The following is a 17,518-nucleotide window of genomic DNA, read 5'->3' as shown; positions in this document are numbered from 1 at the left end:
CACCGCAGACGACGACCTGACCGCGTTTGTGCACGATCAGGTTCCCAAAAAGATCAATCCTCGCTTGCCTCGTCACTGTCCGGCCCGGTCATCATGCCCTCGGCCACAGCCTCGGTGCGCGCGCGGATGGTGCGCTCCAGCTTGTCCATCATCTCGGGATTTTCACGCAGGAAGTTCTTGGCGTTCTCACGTCCCTGCCCGATCCGCACGGAATCATAGGAGAACCACGCGCCCGACTTCTCGACCACGCCGGCCTTGACGCCCAGGTCCAGAATCTCACCGACCTTGGAAATGCCTTCGCCGTACATGATGTCGAACTCGACCTGCTTGAACGGCGGCGCGACCTTGTTCTTGACCACCTTCACGCGCGTGGCGTTGCCGACGATATCGTCACGATCCTTGATCTGACCGGTCCGGCGAATGTCGAGACGAACAGAGGCGTAGAACTTCAAGGCATTGCCGCCCGTGGTCGTCTCCGGATTGCCGTACATCACGCCGATCTTCATGCGCAGCTGGTTGATGAAGATCACCATGCAGCGCGAGCGGCTGATCGAGCCGGTCAGCTTGCGCAGCGATTGCGACATGAGGCGCGCCTGCAGGCCGACATGGCTATCGCCCATCTCACCCTCGATCTCGGCGCGGGGCACCAGCGCCGCGACCGAATCGACGACCAGCACGTCGATGGCGTTGGAGCGCACCAGCGTATCGGTGATCTCCAGGGCCTGCTCGCCGGTATCCGGCTGCGAGACGATCAATTCATCGATGTTCACGCCCAGCTTGCGGGCATAGACCGGATCGAGCGCATGTTCGGCGTCGATAAAGGCCGCCGTGCCGCCCGTCTTCTGCGCCTCGGCGATCACATGGAGCGCCAGCGTGGTCTTGCCCGAGCTTTCCGGACCATAGACCTCGATCACGCGACCGCGCGGCAGGCCGCCGACGCCAAGCGCGATATCAAGGCCCAGGCTGCCGGTGGAAATCGCCTCGACCTGCATCGCCTCCTTGGAGCCCAGCTTCATCGCCGAGCCCTTGCCGAAGGCGCGATCGATCTGCGCCAGTGCTGCTTCGAGTGCTTTCTGCCGTTCCATGGTTCCCACGTTCTTCTCGCCGTCGATAAGCTTCAAGCTCGCCGTCATGTGCCTGCTCCCCATGGAAGTCAAATCCTCGTGAACCGAAAGTCACAAGAGCCATGTATCCTATTTGTTCTTATGGAACAAGAGGGGAACGATATTTAGGGATCGCAGGTCAGGCGACCCGTCGCGGACCTTCCGCCGGGACCGGCACGGCCGCAGCCTTGGCGGCGGCAAGCGAGGCCCCCTCCTCCGCCGTCAGCGGCACCGGACCGCGCAAATCCGGCCGCTTGCCGGGCGCGATGCAGCGCGTTGCGGCGCTGAGCTTCTCGACCGGCGCCTCCGGGGCTTCCGGCGCGGATGCAGCCTGTGCGCGGATGCTGAGGTCCGCCGACCAGAGCCGCCGGACAATTGCGCCGGCCACGGCCAGCGCTGAGGGACGCTGCGCATTCACGGTCATACCGTTGGTGAATAGCGAGACGATCAGCCGGTCGCGGATTTCCTCGGAATGAAAATCGAACAGGATGCCGATCCGGCGCGCCGAATAGCGCACCTCGCCGCGCAATATCCCGACATCCGGCAGCACGATCTGCACCCTTTCACCCACCGCGAAGCCGCTCGGCGCATCGAGATGCAGGCCGATGCCCGAGATGGAGATATCCCCCCTTGAGGCGCTGAGCATCTGCCCGTTGTCGCCGATCAGCGTCACCGTCTGGCGCAGGTCGAAGCGCTCCTCGCCGCGCACACGCGGCTTTTCGAGGCACATCATCGCCACCAGCAGCAGCATCACCATGTTGAACGCCAGCCAGAAGGCCACGACCGGCAGCAGGCCATCCTGCGTGACAATGCGATAATCGGGCAGCATGTTGATGGCGAGGCTGGCCAGACTCGCCGCCATGAGGGTGAGCGACGCGAACAGCACATAATCGCCCGGCCCGCGCTTGCCGCCCTTGGAGCCGGAGCCCTTGGGCGTCACCTTGAAGGTCAGCCCCTTCGGCGCGATCAGCGTCTTGAGCGCGGCAGGCAGGATGCGGAAGGTCTGGAAAACGGACAGGATCTGCGCCGCGAGCGGATAATAGCGGCCCGGGGCCAGCATGCTGATGCCACCGAGCAGCGCGACGATCATCGGCAGAAGGAAGAAGATAATGCCCGGCAAATCGACTCCGACCATCGGCGCCAGATTGAACAGCGCGAACAGAATCGGCGCGAGGATTGTGAAGACCGATTGCAGGCCCTGCGTCACCCACGCGGAGGGAAGGAACAGCAGCCGATAGCGGAGCTTCAGCGTGCCCCCCAGCGGGCCATGGTTGAGATAGAGAATCTGGATCGCGCCCTGCGCCCAGCGCTGGCGCTGGACGAAGAAGGCAGCGGTGCTCTCCGGCGCGAGGCCATAAGCCAGCGGCTCGTTGAGATAGCGCGTGATGTACCCCTTGCGCAGGCTGGCGAGGGTCAGCAGCATATCCTCGGTGATCGAGCCCTCGGGCAGGCCGCCGCCGATCTCGTCGAAGATCGCCCGGCGCGTCACCGAGTTGGAGCCGCAGCAGAAGGAGGCATCCCAGCCATCGCGGCCCGGCATGATCGCCTCGAAGAAGAAGCGTTGATCATCCGGCATAGCCTGCTGCAGGCCAAGATTGGTCTGCATGGGATCGTGATTGTAGAAGCTGTGCGGAATCTGGACGATTCCGATCTTCTCATTCTCGAAAAAGCCCATGGTACGGATGAGGAAATCGCGCTGAGGCACGAAGTCGGCATCGAACACGGCGACGAACGGCGCATTCGTCTGGGTGAGGCCATGGTTGATATTGCCAGCCTTGGCGCCCTTGTTGTCAGGCCGGGTGATGTACCCGGCGCCCTTGGCGAGGCACATATCCTGCACCCAGGGACGCCGCCCGTCATCCAGCACCCAGACGCGCGCCTCCGGCCAATCCATCGCGAGGCAGCCGAGAATCGTCTTCTCTAGCACCTCGCGCGGTTCATTATAGGTCGCGATGAACACGTCCACGGGGGGCAGAAGATCGGCGTTCTCCGCCCATAAAGCCCGCAGGCGGGCTTCCCCCGCATCGGCTTCAGCCGAGCGGTCCGTCGGGCGCGAGAGAATCGCCAGAAGAATGCCGGCGTCGAACAGCGCCAGCACCTCCACGATCAGGCAGGAGACCGGCCACCAAAGCTCGCTGAAGCTGCCGCCCCAGGGGATCGTATAGAAAATCCGCCAGTGCAGATAATTGACGATAGCCGCGGCAATCGTCGCCACGATGCCAACGCGCGACGGCCATAGCCCGCCAAATATGACGAAGGCGCCCAGCACCAGCGCCAGCGAGGCCCAGGGCGCCGTGAAAGCGACGTCGGTCATAGGGCTTAGAGGCTGCGGCTGAACCGCACCTCGGCCAGACGCCCCACATCGCATTTGCGCGCGGCATCGGCCTTGGCCGGCACCTGCTCGGGCAGCGCAACATCGACGATGATCTCGCGCGCTTCCGGCAGGGAATAGGTCGATGCGGCGAGCAGGCCTTCCTGCCGGCGACCGGCGGCGCCGGTGATCGCGATGACCCGGCCCTTCATCCACTCGCTCGCGCCAATCATGCGGATGTTCGCGGGCGAGCCGGCGTGGATCACCTCCGCCTTGCGCTCGGGCAAGGCCACCTGCACGAAGCGTCGGCGGCAATCGACCAGATCGACAACCGGCTCACCGGCTCGAATGGAGGTGCCGGAACTGGCGGTGGTCGCCCAGACCAGCGTGCCAGCCGGGGCCACATAATTGGCGCGGGCCTGCGCATCCTTCAACCGGAGCTGAGTTTGGGTATATTCGGCATTGGCGTCGGTGAGCATCTTCTCGATGGTCTGGCGCTGGAGCACCACGCGATCGGCCTGCTGCACGGCATAGGGCGCATCATTATAGCTGTCGCCCAGAAACACCCCGGCGCGCGCGGCGTTGCGGGCAATGCCGATGGACTGGATCTTGGCCCCAAGGCCGCTGCACTCGCTGTCCTTGGCGGCGAGCAAGGCGCTGGCCTTTTCCACGCCAGAGGCAGACATGAAGCCCTGCTCGGAGAGCTGGCGGGCGCGGGCCAAGCTCGCGCGAAGCTCCGTCCGCTCGGCCTGGCAACCGGACAAAGCAGCGCCAGCGGCAGATTGATCCTCGGATAGGCGCGCCGTCGTGGCGTTGGAGAACACCGTGGCACGGCGCCCCAGCCGGACCTCCTGCGCGGTCAGCTCCCCGAGCTGGCGCTTGGCGAGATCGATCTGCGCGAGGGCAATTTCGGCCCGGGCCTTGAGTTCCGCGACCTCGCCGGTGTCCTGCGAGAGATCGAGCAGATGCACGGGCGTCGGCTTCATGAAATACTGGCCATCGGCGGGCAGCGCCGCCACTGTTCCGTCAGCCGCCGCGGTCAGGCGGATGATCGGCGCGTTCACCGCCGCCTGCGTCGACACATCGTTGAACACATAAGGCGCAAAGCCAATGGCGCCCGTACTCAGCAAGGCTACCGCCAGCGCAATGCGCGTGCTGCGCGCCCGCAGGATCGTTTCAACGCGACTCATGAATACCACCACCCCTGAAAGATACCGGGCGTCTGCCCGGCGCCCACCGAGCGGGACTAGCAGTGGCGTGGTTACGATATCGTTAGCCGAAGCACGGCTGGGCCGTGTTATGCGCGGGCGGTCGCATCATCCTGCGGATCGCCCTGGCGGGCGCTCGCCAGCACATCGCGCGCGGCCTCGGCGAGTTGGGAGACCGAGAAGGGCTTGGGCAGGAAAGCCACATTCTCGATGTCGATGGACTTGCGAAGCTGCTCCTCGGCATAGCCGGACATGAACAGCACCGGGATAGCGGGATGGCTCTCCCGGACATGGCGGACCATGGTCGGGCCATCCATCCCCGGCATCACCACGTCGGAAATCAGCAGATCGATCCGCTCGGCTTCGGCAAGCCGCGCCAGACCCTGCTCGCCATCGGACGCGGTGACGACCGTGTAACCCTGCCGGGCCAGCGCACGCTCAGCGACGTTGCGCACCATGTCCTCATCCTCGACCAGCAGGATGGTGCCGGTGCCCCATGTCTCGCTGACCGCCGCCTTGCGCGGGGCCACGGGGGAAGACATGCCTTCCGAAGCGACCGCGTGCACCGGCAGATAGATGTTGAACGTTGTGCCCTGCCCCACGGTCGAATCGGAGAAGATGAACCCGTTGGACTGCTTGACGATGCCGTAGACGGTCGAGAGCCCGAGCCCGGTGCCCTTGCCGACCGACTTCGTGGTGAAGAAGGGCTCGAAAATCTTGCCCAGCACCTCCGGCGGGATGCCGGTGCCGGTGTCCGAGATGCTGAGGCCGGTATAATCGCCGATGGGCATGATCTCGTTCTTCATCTCGCGCACATCGGCGGCGGAGACCGGGAAGGTGCGGACGGTCACCGTGCCGCCTTCCGGCATCGCATCGCGCGCGTTCACCACCAGGTTGACGATGACCTGCTCGAGCTGGCCGGGGTCGGCGCGGACATGGCCGAGATTGCGGCCGTGGAAGACCTCCAGCCGGATATTCTCGCCGAGCAGCCGCTTGAGCAGGCTGGAGACCTCGGACACGACATCGGGCAATTGCAGCACCTGCGGACGCAAGGTCTGCTGGCGCGAGAAGGCGAGAAGCTGGCGCGTCAGCGAGGCCGCGCGGTTGGAGTTGGCCTTGACCTGCTGGATGTCGTCATAGTCGCTATCGCCGGGCGTGTGGCGCATCAACATCAGATCGCAATGGCCGATGATCGCGGTCAGAATATTGTTGAAGTCGTGCGCCACGCCGCCGGCAAGCTGGCCGACCGCTTGCATCTTCGTCTGCTGGGCGACCTGACGCTTGAGGCGCGATTCCTCGCTATTGTCCTTGAGGCTCAGCAGCACCGCGGCCTCGCCCAGCCCCCTCACCCCTGCAAGGCTCAGGGACACCGGCTCGTCCGGCGCACCGAGCAGGCCGACCTGCATGTCCCCTGACATTTGCGGACCATTGGCGAAGCGGCGGATAGTGTCGGCCACGGCGGCGCGATCCTCCACCACCACGATATCGCCCGGATAGCTCGGCTTCTCGCCCGGCGGGATGCCCGCAGCGCGACCAAAGGCCTTGTTGAAGAACAGCAGCCGCCCTTCCCGGTCGGCCATGCCAAGGCCGAAGGGCAACAGCGAGAGCAGGGCTTCGACATAAGCGAGGCTGGAAATGCCCTCCACCGCCGAGACGCTCTCATCCACCATGATCAGCACGATCTGGCCGGAGGGATCGTCCGGGCGCAGCGGCACCTGGATCATGCGAATGGGCACCGCCTGCTTTTCTTCCTGCGCGAAGAAGATGCGGCCCTCGGCGTCGACGCGCATATAGCCGGCGAAGTCGCGACCCTGGATGATGCTGTCCGCGCGGCCGGTAGCGCGCAGGATGAAGGCGGGATTGGCAGCGCGGATGCGCCCCTCCCCACCGATCATCACGCACATCACGCCGGAATCGGACAGGCGCTCGCCCGCCTCGCCGGCCATGATGCGACCGAAATCATCGACGATGCTGGCCTGCTGGACGCTCTCGAAACGCCAGAGCAGATAGTCATCCGCCCGTCCGGTGCGCGTCACCTGCAGATCGAGATGGAGACTGCCGCGCAATACGCCGCGCACGGTGATTTCGCCCTCGCGCCAAGCTGCCTGCCCGGCCTGTGCCACGCGGTTCAGATCGCTCGGGGAAATGTCGATCTCGGCAGGCGCGGGATAGCCACCGAACCAGTCGCCATAATGATCATTGGCGCACACCATGCGGCCCGTCCGGTCGGTCAGGGCGATGGCGCAACCGGCTGCATTTGCCGCCGCGCGGATCAGCGTCCAGTCCGGGTCTGCAGGCGTAGCCGGCACGACCGGCGCGAGGCTGCGCTGCGTCACCCAGAGCAGCGCGGACACCGCAAGCACGGACGCCCCGAACACGGCGCCCACGGCAGGATCGGCGAACAGCCATAACAGCGGCGCGCCCGCCAGCAGCGCGACCAGCGCGACGAGCAGCAGCATGGGGAAGCGCGGTTGATTTGCCGTCAGATTGAGCAAATCGCCATTGCGCGCATTCGCTCCCCCATCGCTCACGAAGTCTGCCCTCCCAGCGGCAAAATTCCGTCGCCTCCGGTCTCAGCGCTTTCCGAGCGCCCCGCCTGACGCCCGCGCCATTTCCGCCCGATGCGGCTCTTCCACAGCCAGGAGGAAACAAAATAGCCGATAGCGGCCGAGACGACCGACACGACGAGCAGGCCGAACAGCAGCACCGGTGCTGTCGATGACAGCAGCCAGGCCGTCCATTCCGCCAGCCCCGCCTCGTGATGAATGAGCGCCATCACCTGGCTGACATCGCCGGACCGCCCCAACATGGTCGCGCCGACATAATAGGATGCGGCGAGGATGAAGGGCGTCGTCGCGGGATTGGACAGGAAGGTCATCGCAGCGGCCAGCGGCACATTCGCCCGGAACGGCAGCGCCAGCAGCGCCGCGCCGGCAATCTGCAGCCCGGGGATCAGCAGGAAGATGCCGACGAGCAAGCCCAACGCCACGCCGCGCGGCACGGACCTGCGGGTGAAGCGCCACAGCTCGGGGGCCAGCACGCGATGCGCCACCGGCTTGACGAACCGGTTTTCCGCCAGGCTCTCCCGGCTGGGCATGGACGCGCGGAAGGCCTTGATCAGCCGGCGCTTGGGCATCAGCCCCGCTCCCGCATGATGCGGCCCTGCTCGCGCTTCCAGTCGCGCTCCTTGGCGGTCTCGCGCTTGTCGCGGACGTTCTTGCCCTTGGCCAGCGCCAGCTCGACCTTGGCCTTGCCGCGCTCGTTGAAATAGACGCTCAACGGCACCAGCGTCATGCCCTGCCGGGCGACGGCGCCGTGCAGCTTGGCGATCTCCCGCTCGCGCAGCAGCAGCTTGCGGGGGCGCTTGGGCTCATGATTGAAGCGGTTGCCGTGGCTGAACTCGGGGATGTTGCTGTTGATCAGCCAGATCTCGTCGTCCTTCACCTCGGCATAGCTCTCGGTGATCGAGCCATCGCCAAAGCGCAGCGATTTCACCTCGGTCCCGCGCAGCATGATGCCCGCTTCGTAAACGTCCTCAATCGCGTAATCGAAACGGGCGCGCCGGTTCTCGGCCACGGTCTTGACCTTGTTGAATGTCGCAGGGCGCGGGCGAGCCATCGGAATCTTTCTGTAATGAGCGCCAGATTTAGGCGATGTGACCGGCCTAAACCAGCCCCGCGATCTCAAGAGCGCGGTCTACCGTCGCACGCGAGGCACCTGATGGCCATGTTATCGGCAGCCGCAGCTCGCACGGCATCTCCGGTCGCACCCGCGAGAGCGCATATTTGATGGGCCCCGGTGAAGAATCGGTGAAGAGCGCATCGTGAAGCGGATAGAGCCGGTCCTGCAACGCCAGCGCATCCTTCCAGCGATCCTCAAGGCAGGCATTCTGGAAATCGGCGCACAGGCGCGGCGCGACATTGGCCGTCACCGAAATGCAGCCCCGGCCACCCATGGCGTTGAACGCCAGCGCCGTCTCGTCATTGCCGGAAAGCTGGCACCAGTCCGCCCCGCAGGCGAGGCGCTGGGCGGTCACCCGGCCGATATTCCCGGTCGCATCCTTAAGGCCCACGATGCTCGGGAATTCCTCGACCAGCCGGTGCAGCACCGGCACGCCGATATCCACGATGGAGCGGCCCGGAATATTGTAGAGCACGATGGGCAGATCGCAGCGCGAGGCCAGATAGGCGAAATGCTGGTACAGCCCCTCCTGGCTCGGCTTGTTATAATAAGGCGCGACCACGAGCGCGGCATCGGCACCGGCGGCCTGTGCCGCGAACATGTGCTCCAGCGCGATCCGCGTATCGTTGGAGCCGGCGCCGGCAATCACCGGCACGCGCCCGGCCGCCTGCTCCACGCAGATGCGCACCACGCGATTATGCTCCTCGATGGTCATCGTGGCGCTTTCACCGGTCGTTCCGCACGGCACGAGGGCGCTCGATCCCTCCTCGATTTGCCAGTCCACGAAGCTGCGGAATGCGTCCTCATCCAGCCGATCATTGCGAAACGGGGTGATCAGTGCCGGAATCGAGCCGGAAAACATATGAAAAAACTCCTTCAAAGCGCGCGCTCGGACAGGCATAGTGGGGCAAATGCACGCGCCCGTTCACCGTTCGATCATCGAGGCTCTGCCATAATGCTTCCCATGGGAAAAGACCTTCGCTTATCTGCTGTCGTTCTTGTTGCGGCCATGGCCTCGGCAGCGACGACCGCTTCGTCCTCGCAGAGCACGCCGACCGTCACTTGGCAGGCCGTTCAGGAGCGCCTCGCCGCTGGCGCCAATGACGAAGCGCGCACCCGCGATGCGATTGAGAACTGGCGCCGCATTGCCTCCAGCGACAGCCACGATTTCTCGGTCTACGCCAACTTCCTGCTCGCCAATCCCGGCTGGCCCGAGGAATCCAAGCTGCGCTCCTATGCCGAGCGCCGGGTGGATGCGGACGTCAACGAGCCGTCGGTCATTCTCGCCTTCTTCGCGAAATATCCGGCACGCTCCGCTCAGGCCAAGGCCATTCATGCACTGACAGTGGCGCGGATGGGCAAGCAAAGCGAGGCGCAGAAAATGGCGCGGGACGCTTGGGCGTCTGGCGCCATGGACGCCAAATGGGAGGACCGGCTGCGGATGCAGTTCGCATCCGCCCTCACACCGGAAGATCATTTGCGGCGCGCGGATTCAGCTTTGTGGCAACGCCGCCCGGAGATCGCCGAACGCCTGCTCGCCTCCGTGCCGGTGACCCGCCAGGCGGTTGTCGCCGCGCGGATCGCCTTCCAGCGCAAATCGCCCAATGCTGCGGCCCTCATGGGTCCGGCCGATCCCGTGGGGATGCTGGACGCCGGCTATCTGGCCGACAAGGCACGCTGGCTGACCGACAATGGCGACCTTGCTGCGGCGCGCAGCCTGCTCGGCAACCGCACGGCGCTGATGCAGCGCCCGACCGACCCGGAAAAATGGTATGAGGTGCTGCTGGCGCAGGCCCGCGCCGCGAACAATGACAATCAGTTCAGCACCGCCTTCGCTATCGCTTCCAAGGTCGACGATGCCTTCCCGCGCGGGACGGACATCAGTGCGCAGTCGCTCGGCGTGCGCGACGATTATACCAGTCTGACATGGCTGGCGGGGATGATCGCGCTCAACAAGCTGAACCGCCCTGCCGATGCCGAGGCGATGTTCGACCGCTATGCCAATGGCGCCAAATCCGGCCAGACCAGCTCCAAGGGCCATTATTGGGCAGGGCGCGCCGCACTGGCTGCTGGTCGCCAGTCGCAGGCGACCGCGCATTTCGAGAAGGCCAGTAGCTACCCCGATCAATATTATGGCCAGCTCGCGCTCGAGCGCCTCAAGCGCCGAGTCAATCCCGATGCGCTCGCCAGTGCCGTGCGCCCCAGCGCCAGCGAGCGCGCCGCCTTCATGGCGCGGCCGGTAGTGCGCGCCGCCAGCCTGCTCGGGCGCAACGGGCAGACCCGCGACCAATCGCTGTTCATCCGCGCCATTGCCGACAATGCGCAGACGGACACGGAGCTGGCGCTTGCCGGCGAACTGGCGCAAGTCCTCGGCCGCCCGGATTTGGGCGTCATGGCCGCACGCAGCGCCGGCCGCAACGGCCTGAGCGCCGCGCCCGACTACAGCTTCCCCCGCATGAACGTGCCGCTGAGCGACCGATCGAACTGGACGATGATCCACGCCATCACCCGCCAGGAAAGCCAGTTCGACCGGGCCATCGTGTCCCACGCCAACGCGCATGGACTGATGCAGCTGCTGCCCTCCACCGCGCGCGAAGTCGCCGGCAAGATCGGCATGAGCTTCAACCAGAGCTCGCTCTACGATCCCAACTATAACGTGCAGCTTGGCAGTGCCTATTTCCAGCAGCTGCTGCGCTACTACAACGGCAGCTACCCGCTCGCCATCGCAGCCTATAATGGCGGCATGGGCCGGGTGAACCGCTGGCTGCAATCCAATGGCGACCCGCGTCTGCCCGGCGTGGACATGGTCCAGTGGATCGAGGACATTCCCATTTTCGAAACGCGCAACTATGTGCAGCGCGTGCTGGAGAATGCAGTGATCTATGACATGCTAAGCCCCGTGCAGAGCACCGCCGACCTGGCGCCGCTCAGCCGGTTCCTGGGCAAGTCCTTGCCCGGCTGAGGCCCGCCCGCATCCAGCTAATCCGACCTTTCGACCCAGAACAGAATAGAGATCATGACTGAAAGAGAGACGAGTTCCGCGCCCGCATCGATGCCGATTTCCGGGCCTGCCGACGCCGCCGAGACCGACGAAAGGCGCGGGACCAAGGCCTTCTGGGCCGGCGTCGGCATCGGATCGGCAGCGCTCGCCGCAGCCCTGATGTATGCCAGCAAGCGGCCGAAACGCCGGGGCAAATGAGCGCGCTTCCTCGGCCGAACTACATCACGCCGGGCGGTTTTGCCGCGCTGCGCGCCGAATATGACCAGCTTCTCGGGGAAGAACGGCCCAAGATCGTGGAGATCGTCAGCTGGGCCGCAGGCAATGGCGACCGCAGCGAGAATGGCGACTATCTCTATGGCCGCAAGCGGATGCGGGAAATCGACCGCCGCCTGAAATGGCTGGCGCAGCGGATGAAGCTCGCCAAGATCGTCGAACCCGCGCAACAGCCGGACAAGAGCCGCATCTTCTTCGGCGCCACCGTCACGCTCGCCGATGAGGAGGACAATCAGCGCAGCGTCACCATCGTCGGCAATGATGAGGCGGATGCAAGCGCGGCTCGGATCGGCTGGGATACGCCGCTGGCGCGCGCCCTGCGAGGGGCCGCCGTGGGCGACCTGCGCCGCGTCGACCTGCCGGGCGGCAGCAAGGAATGGGAAATCCTCGCCATCAGCTATCCGCAATGATCGCGCGGACGGCCTTGCTGGGGATTGCGCTGCTGGCCGGCTCGGCGTCGGGGGCATGGGCTGCAGATTGCCCGACGGGACTGTTCATGGCCGATGCCGGGCCGGATGCAGCATCGGCACTGGTAATCGGCCCGGACGGCCGCTTTCGCTACATGTTCACCGCCGGAGCGGTCGATGAGTCGGCAGCGGGGCGCTGGGAATGCGGGGATGACGGCACCCTGCGCCTCACCACCGAGCCGACCCCCAAGCCGGCAGCCTTTGCGCTCGCCGATGTAGCCAGCAACGGAAACGAGGCGTTCACCCTGCTGGTCACCTGGCCCAATGGAGCGAGCGTACCCGCCGTCGATTTTGAGCTCACCCTCGACGATGGCAACACCATCGCCGACTACACCCAAAGCGACGGCTGGACCCGCGATCTGGGCGAGCGCCGTCCACGCTCGATTCAAGTCTCCGAAGTGTTTTTCGGCACCAAATCCGAGGTGATCCCTCTGCCCGCGCAGGAGCATCTTCGCGTCCACATCATTCTGACCCCCAATGACATGGGCGTTGCCGCTTTCCACGATACGCTGGTGACTCGCGAGGACGACAAGCTGGTTCTCCACTGGCGCGACGGCACGATGCGCTACGCCCCGGCCGCGCAGGACTGAGCGCCCCGCCATGATGGACATCCGCCCCGCCTCGGCCGCCGACTGGCCGGGCATCTGGACCGTTTTCGAGCCGGTCATCCGCGAGGGGGCGACCTTTCCCCTCGCCCGCGATCTGGATGAGGCGGGTGCCCACGCCTACTGGACCGCGCCGGACAAGCAGGTGTTCGTCGCAACATCCGACGCCGGCATCGTGGGCAGCTACACCTTGCGCGCAAATTCGACCGGCCCGGCCGCCCATGTCGCCAATGCCGGCTATATCGTCCGGGCCGACCAGCGTGGGAAAGGCATTGCACAGGCGCTGTGCCGCCACTCGCTGCAGACGGCCGCCGCGCAGGGCTTCCGCGCGATGCAGTTTAATCTGGTGATTTCCACGAACATCCGCGCCGTGCGCCTATGGCAGCATATGGGGTTTAGCGTGGTTGGGGCGCTCCCCGGCGCGTTTCACCACCCGGTCCATGGTTATGTCGATGCGCTCGTCATGTATCGCAGCCTCATGGATCAGGACTGAGCCGCCTCAGTCCTCGGGCTGATAGCCGAATGCCTCATGCGCCAGTTTCACGACGGCGGGATCGACGTCCGGCATCTCCATCGAGACATGCTTTTCCAGCCGGTCGGCGATGCAGGTGAGCGCCGCGATCCGCGCAGCCTTGCGATCATTGCCATCGATCACCTGCCAGGGCGCCTGCTTGGTGTCGGTCTTGGCGAACATGTCCTTGATGGCATCGAGATAATCGGCCCGCTTGTCGCGATTGCGATAATCCTCCGTGCCCGTCTTCCAGCGCTTGAAGGGATCGTCCAGCCGCTGGGCAAGCTGTTTGTCCTGCTCCTTCTGCGTGATGTGGACGAACAGCTTCACGATCGCGGTGCCGCTATCGATCTGCTGCGCCTCGAACGCATTGATCTCGTCATAGCCGCGCTTCCACTCGGCTTTTGTGCAGAAGCCCTCCACCCGCTCGACCAGCACGCGCCCGTACCAGCTTCGATCGAAGATCGCGATGTGCCTGTCTTCCGGCAGTTTCGTCCAGAAGCGCCAGAGGAAGTGGCGCCCCAGTTCCTCCGGGGTCGGCGCGCCGATGGGCCAGACCCGGAAATAGCGCGGATCGAGCAGCGACGTCATTCGCTTGATGATGCCGCCCTTGCCCGCGGCATCCCATCCTTCCAGCATCACCACGCTGCGGCGCTTGTGGATGATGTGGGCGACCTGGATCTTCTCCAGCCGCTTCTGGAGCTTGAGCAGCGCCTTGTCGAAGTCGCCGTCGAAATCGGCGCCCTTCTCATAATCGGAGAGCTTGATGGTCATGGCCGCACCCTATCGTGCGGCCAGCCATTGTCGAGAGTTCAGCTCTTTTGCGGCTCGACGACGCGGATGTGCAGTTCGCGCAGCTGCTTGAGCTCCGCGTTGGAGGGCGCGCCCATGAGCAGATCCTCGGCGCGCTGGTTCATCGGGAACAGCGTGATCTCGCGCAGGTTCACAGCGCCACAGAGCAGCATCACGATGCGGTCCACGCCAGCGGCCATGCCACCGTGCGGCGGCGCGCCATATTGGAAAGCCCGGTAGAGGCCGCCGAAGCGATCTTCCACATCCTGCTTGCTCAGGCCAACCTTCTCGAAGGCCTTGACCATCAGCTCGGGCGACTGGTTGCGGATCGAGCCGGACGCGATCTCGAAGCCGTTGCAGACCATGTCGTACTGGAAGGCCTTGATCAAAAGCGGATCGGGCCCGTCCAGCGCCTCCATCCCGCCCTGCGGCATGGAGAAGGGGTTGTGCGCGAAGTCCAGGCTCTTGGAGTCCTCGTCATATTCGTAGAACGGAAAGTCCACGATCCAGCACAGGTCGAAGCGGTCCTTGTCGATCAGGTCAAGCTGCTCGCCGACGCGGATGCGGGCAAGACCGGCGAGCTTGGCGGCTTGCGCCTCCTTGCCGGCAGCGAAGAACACGCCGTCATTGGGACCAAGGCCGAGCGCTTCGATCAGCTTGGCGGTGGCCTCCGGGCCATGATTCTTGGCGATGGGGCCGCCCGGCTCGCCATCCTTGATGTTGATATAGCCAAGGCCCGAGAAACCTTCCGAGCGCGACCAGTTGTTCATCTCATCGAAGAACTTGCGGCTGCCAGCACCGGCACCGGGCGCCGGAATGGCGCGGATGACGCCGCCGCTCTCGACGATGCTCGCGAAGATGCCAAAGCCCGAGCCGACGAAATGATCGGTCACATCGGTGATGATGATCGGGTTGCGCAGGTCCGGCTTGTCGCTGCCATATTTCAGCATGGCTTCGGCATAAGGGATGCGCGGGAAGCTGCCGGCCGGCGTCACCGGCTTGCCATCGGCAAAGGTCTCGAAGACCTGCGCGATCACCGGCTCCATGGTGTTCCACACATCTTCCTGCGTGACGAAGCTCATCTCCAGATCGAGCTGGTAGAACTCGCCCGGCAGGCGGTCGGCGCGCGGGTCTTCATCGCGGAAGCAGGGCGCGATCTGGAAATAGCGATCGAAGCCCGCGACCATCAGCAACTGCTTATACTGCTGCGGCGCCTGCGGCAGCGCGTAGAACTTGCCGGCATGAATGCGGCTGGGCACGAGGAAGTCGCGCGCGCCCTCCGGCGAGGACGCCGTGAGGATGGGGGTCGAATATTCGGTAAAGCCCGCGCCTTCCATGCGGCGGCGCATATCCGAGATGATCTTTGTGCGCTTGACGATGTTGGCGTGCAACGTCTCGCGGCGCAGATCGAGGAAGCGATAGCGCAGGCGGATATCCTCGGGATATTCCTGCTCACCCGCCACCGGGAGCGGCAGCTCCTGCGCGGCGGAGAGCACGACGGCCTCTGCCGCCCGCACCTCGACCTCGCCGGTCGGCAAGTTCGGGTTCACGGCTTCCTTGGCGCGCGCCACGACCGTGCCGGTGATGGTGACAACGCTCTCGGCCTTCAGGCTCTCGATCACATCGAACACCGGGCCGCTGACCTCAGTGACGATCTGCACCATGCCATAATGGTCGCGCAGGTCGATGAACACCAGATCGCCATGATCGCGCTTGCGGTGGACCCAGCCGGACAGCCGAACAGTCTCGCCGGCATTGGCGGCGCGGAGCTCCCCGCAGGTGTGCGTGCGATAGGCGTGCATGGTCTAACGGCCTTTTATTTTCACGCGCCTCATTGCGAGGGCGCCAATTGGATGACAAAGACGACTTGTGGGGGATATGGTGACACGCTCAAGCGTGCCGCCGGCCCCCAATCCGAGGACCGGCCAATAATAAGATCACCTGCCATATGCAAATCCATCCATTGATCACTGACAGCTCTTCCCTCGCCGCGCTGTGCGAGCGGTTGTCCAAGGCCGACTTTGTCGCCGTGGATACCGAGTTCATGCGCGAGAACACCTATTGGCCGGAGCTGTGCCTCTTCCAGATCTCCGATGGGAAGGAAGCCGCGGCGATCGACCCAAAGGCACCCGGGCTGGACATGAGCCCGCTGCTCGACCTGCTGGTGAACAATGAGGATGTGCTCAAGGTCTTCCACGCCGGCGGGCAGGACATCGAGATCGTCTTCAACCTGACCGGCAAGACGCCGCACCCGCTGTTCGACACGCAGATCGCCAGCATGGCGCTAAGCCAGGGCGAACAGATCGGCTACAGCAATCTGGTCGACAGCTGGCTGGGCATCCATCTGGACAAGGGCGCGCGGTTCACCGACTGGGCGCGCCGTCCGCTGGACAAGCGGCAGATCGATTATGCGATCGGCGACGTTACCCATCTCGCCGCGATCTTCCCGATGATGCTGGAGGAACTGCGCAAGACAGGGCGCGGCGTGTGGCTCAATCAGGAAATGGAGCGTCTTGCCGATCCCGGCAATTATGAGGTCAATCCGGCCGAGGCGTGGAAGCGCGTGCGCATTTCCAGCCGCAAGGCCGATGTTCTCGGGCGCCTGAAGGCGCTCGCCGCATGGCGCGAGACCGAGGCCAAGGACAAGAACCTGCCGCGCGGGCGCATCGTCAAGGACGAGACGCTGGCCGACATCGCCTCCCATCCGCCGCGCAAGCAGGAGGATCTGGGCAAGGTGCGTGGGCTTTCGGCAAGCTGGAAGGGCAATGACATCGGCGCGCGGCTGATGGCGGCGGTGGAGAATGCCGGCCCCCTGCCCCGCGACGAAATGCCTGAGCGCGATCCGGGTCGGCCTGGCCTTGGCAAGGAGGGCGCGCTGGTCGCCGATCTGCTCAAGCTGCTGCTCAAGATCCGCTCGCGCGAGATCAACGTTGCCTCGCGCCTGCTCGCCCGCGCCGACGATCTGGAGATGCTGGCAGCCGGCGTGCGGACCAACCTGCCGATTCTGGAAGGCTGGCGGTTCGAGCAATTCGGCCGCGACGCGCTGGATCTGGTGGAAGGCCGCATGGCCTTCGCGGTGCGCGACGGCAAGCTGCTGATGACCCGCACGGAAAAGCTGGCCGAGCCCAACGACTGATCGCCTGCCGGATGACCGGCGCAAGCGCGCATGCTAGCTTGGCCTTTTGAGGAAAGGCCCGGCCCATGCGCATGATCGCTCCCCTTCTCGCTCTTGCCCCGCTGACAGCCTGCGCCACCGCCACGACCAGCATCGGCGAACCGCCGCTTGCCGGCAATGGCGCCTGTTCGGCGGACGGGCTGCAAAGCGCCATCGGCCAGCGCGCAACCGCGACTCTGGGCGCCGACCTCCTCGCCAAATCCGGCGCCCGCACCCTACGCTGGGGCCCGCCGCGCTCCGCCATGACGATGGACTATCGCGAGGACCGGCTGAACATCAGTTACGATGACGCGATGATGATCGAGCGGGTGAACTGCGGGTGACGGGCGGTTGGGCCGAGTGGGAAATTCGCGGGCGCGACATTGTAGAGCCGTGCTGATGGCGGACTGTC

At 65.0% G+C, this 17,518-nt stretch carries 16 protein-coding genes; 7 read left to right on the top strand and 9 right to left on the bottom strand.

Going from position 1 to position 17,518, the window contains the following annotated elements; all coding sequences use genetic code 11:
* Nucleotides 1–53: 53 nt before the first annotated feature.
* The 7 genes from recA to dapA form a co-directional block, all read right to left on the bottom strand.
* Entirely contained in the window at nt 54–1,133 is a 1,080-nt protein-coding gene (gene recA, locus M2341_RS08175) for a recombinase RecA (RefSeq protein WP_181559446.1), read from the bottom strand.
* Nucleotides 1,134–1,242: 109 nt separating this feature from the next.
* Nucleotides 1,243–3,417 (bottom strand): glycosyltransferase, encoded by a 2,175-nt coding sequence (locus M2341_RS08170; RefSeq protein ID WP_264584888.1) that lies wholly within the window; start codon nt 3,415–3,417, stop codon nt 1,243–1,245.
* Between the two features lie 5 nt (nt 3,418–3,422).
* The gene (locus M2341_RS08165; RefSeq protein ID WP_181559444.1) at nt 3,423–4,604 is read right to left on the bottom strand and encodes an HlyD family efflux transporter periplasmic adaptor subunit; all 1,182 of its coding nucleotides are present in this window, start codon (nt 4,602–4,604) and stop codon (nt 3,423–3,425) included.
* A 107-nt stretch (nt 4,605–4,711) separates the two neighbouring features.
* Complete coding sequence (locus M2341_RS08160) at nt 4,712–7,081, bottom strand: response regulator (protein WP_264586010.1); 2,370 nt, start codon at nt 7,079–7,081, stop codon at nt 4,712–4,714.
* Nucleotides 7,082–7,149: 68 nt separating this feature from the next.
* A complete protein-coding gene (locus M2341_RS08155) occupies nt 7,150–7,758 on the bottom strand; it encodes a DUF2062 domain-containing protein (protein ID WP_264584887.1) in 609 nt (202 codons plus the stop codon).
* Nucleotides 7,758–8,240, bottom strand: a complete 483-nt coding sequence (gene smpB / locus M2341_RS08150; RefSeq protein WP_264570111.1) for an SsrA-binding protein SmpB — start codon at nt 8,238–8,240, stop codon at nt 7,758–7,760. Before smpB ends, M2341_RS08155 begins: the two co-directional genes overlap by 1 nt.
* Before the next feature lie 46 nt (nt 8,241–8,286).
* Nucleotides 8,287–9,165: a 4-hydroxy-tetrahydrodipicolinate synthase gene (gene dapA, locus M2341_RS08145; protein WP_181559441.1), complete on the bottom strand. Its 879-nt coding sequence runs from the start codon at nt 9,163–9,165 to the stop codon at nt 8,287–8,289.
* 102 nt (nt 9,166–9,267) lie between these two features.
* On the opposite strand from dapA, the gene M2341_RS08140 reads away from it, so the two are divergent.
* From M2341_RS08140 to M2341_RS08120, 5 genes are read left to right on the top strand one after another with little or no spacing between them, the layout of a single operon-like run.
* A complete protein-coding gene (locus M2341_RS08140) occupies nt 9,268–11,265 on the top strand; it encodes a lytic transglycosylase domain-containing protein (RefSeq protein WP_264584886.1) in 1,998 nt (665 codons plus the stop codon).
* A 54-nt stretch (nt 11,266–11,319) separates the two neighbouring features.
* A complete protein-coding gene (locus M2341_RS08135; RefSeq protein ID WP_264584885.1) occupies nt 11,320–11,502 on the top strand; it encodes a hypothetical protein in 183 nt (60 codons plus the stop codon).
* A complete protein-coding gene (gene greB / locus M2341_RS08130; RefSeq protein ID WP_264584884.1) occupies nt 11,499–11,987 on the top strand; it encodes a transcription elongation factor GreB in 489 nt (162 codons plus the stop codon). Before M2341_RS08135 ends, greB begins: the two co-directional genes overlap by 4 nt.
* A complete protein-coding gene (locus M2341_RS08125; protein WP_264584883.1) occupies nt 11,984–12,634 on the top strand; it encodes a hypothetical protein in 651 nt (216 codons plus the stop codon). The genes greB and M2341_RS08125 overlap by 4 nt, the downstream gene beginning before the upstream one ends.
* A gap of 10 nt (nt 12,635–12,644) precedes the next feature.
* The gene (locus M2341_RS08120) at nt 12,645–13,142 is read left to right on the top strand and encodes an N-acetyltransferase (protein WP_319801044.1); all 498 of its coding nucleotides are present in this window, start codon (nt 12,645–12,647) and stop codon (nt 13,140–13,142) included.
* 6 nt (nt 13,143–13,148) lie between these two features.
* On the opposite strand, the gene M2341_RS08115 is transcribed toward M2341_RS08120, so the two are convergent.
* Both M2341_RS08115 and aspS read right to left on the bottom strand, forming a co-directional pair.
* Nucleotides 13,149–13,934, bottom strand: a complete 786-nt coding sequence (locus M2341_RS08115) for a polyphosphate kinase 2 family protein (protein ID WP_264584882.1) — start codon at nt 13,932–13,934, stop codon at nt 13,149–13,151.
* 38 nt (nt 13,935–13,972) lie between these two features.
* Entirely contained in the window at nt 13,973–15,754 is a 1,782-nt protein-coding gene (aspS, locus tag M2341_RS08110; RefSeq protein WP_264584881.1) for an aspartate--tRNA ligase, read from the bottom strand.
* Between the two features lie 146 nt (nt 15,755–15,900).
* Between aspS and rnd the strand changes: the two genes are divergently transcribed.
* Nucleotides 15,901–17,088, top strand: a complete 1,188-nt coding sequence (gene rnd / locus M2341_RS08105) for a ribonuclease D (RefSeq protein ID WP_264584880.1) — start codon at nt 15,901–15,903, stop codon at nt 17,086–17,088.
* A 65-nt stretch (nt 17,089–17,153) separates the two neighbouring features.
* The gene (locus M2341_RS08100; protein ID WP_264570103.1) at nt 17,154–17,450 is read left to right on the top strand and encodes an I78 family peptidase inhibitor; all 297 of its coding nucleotides are present in this window, start codon (nt 17,154–17,156) and stop codon (nt 17,448–17,450) included.
* Nucleotides 17,451–17,518 lie beyond the last annotated feature (68 nt).

Source organism: Sphingobium sp. B7D2B, assembly GCF_025961895.1.
GTDB lineage: Bacteria > Pseudomonadota > Alphaproteobacteria > Sphingomonadales > Sphingomonadaceae > Sphingobium.
Note: the sequence above shows the minus strand (reverse complement) of the source record. Positions and strands in the feature narration are given on the sequence as shown.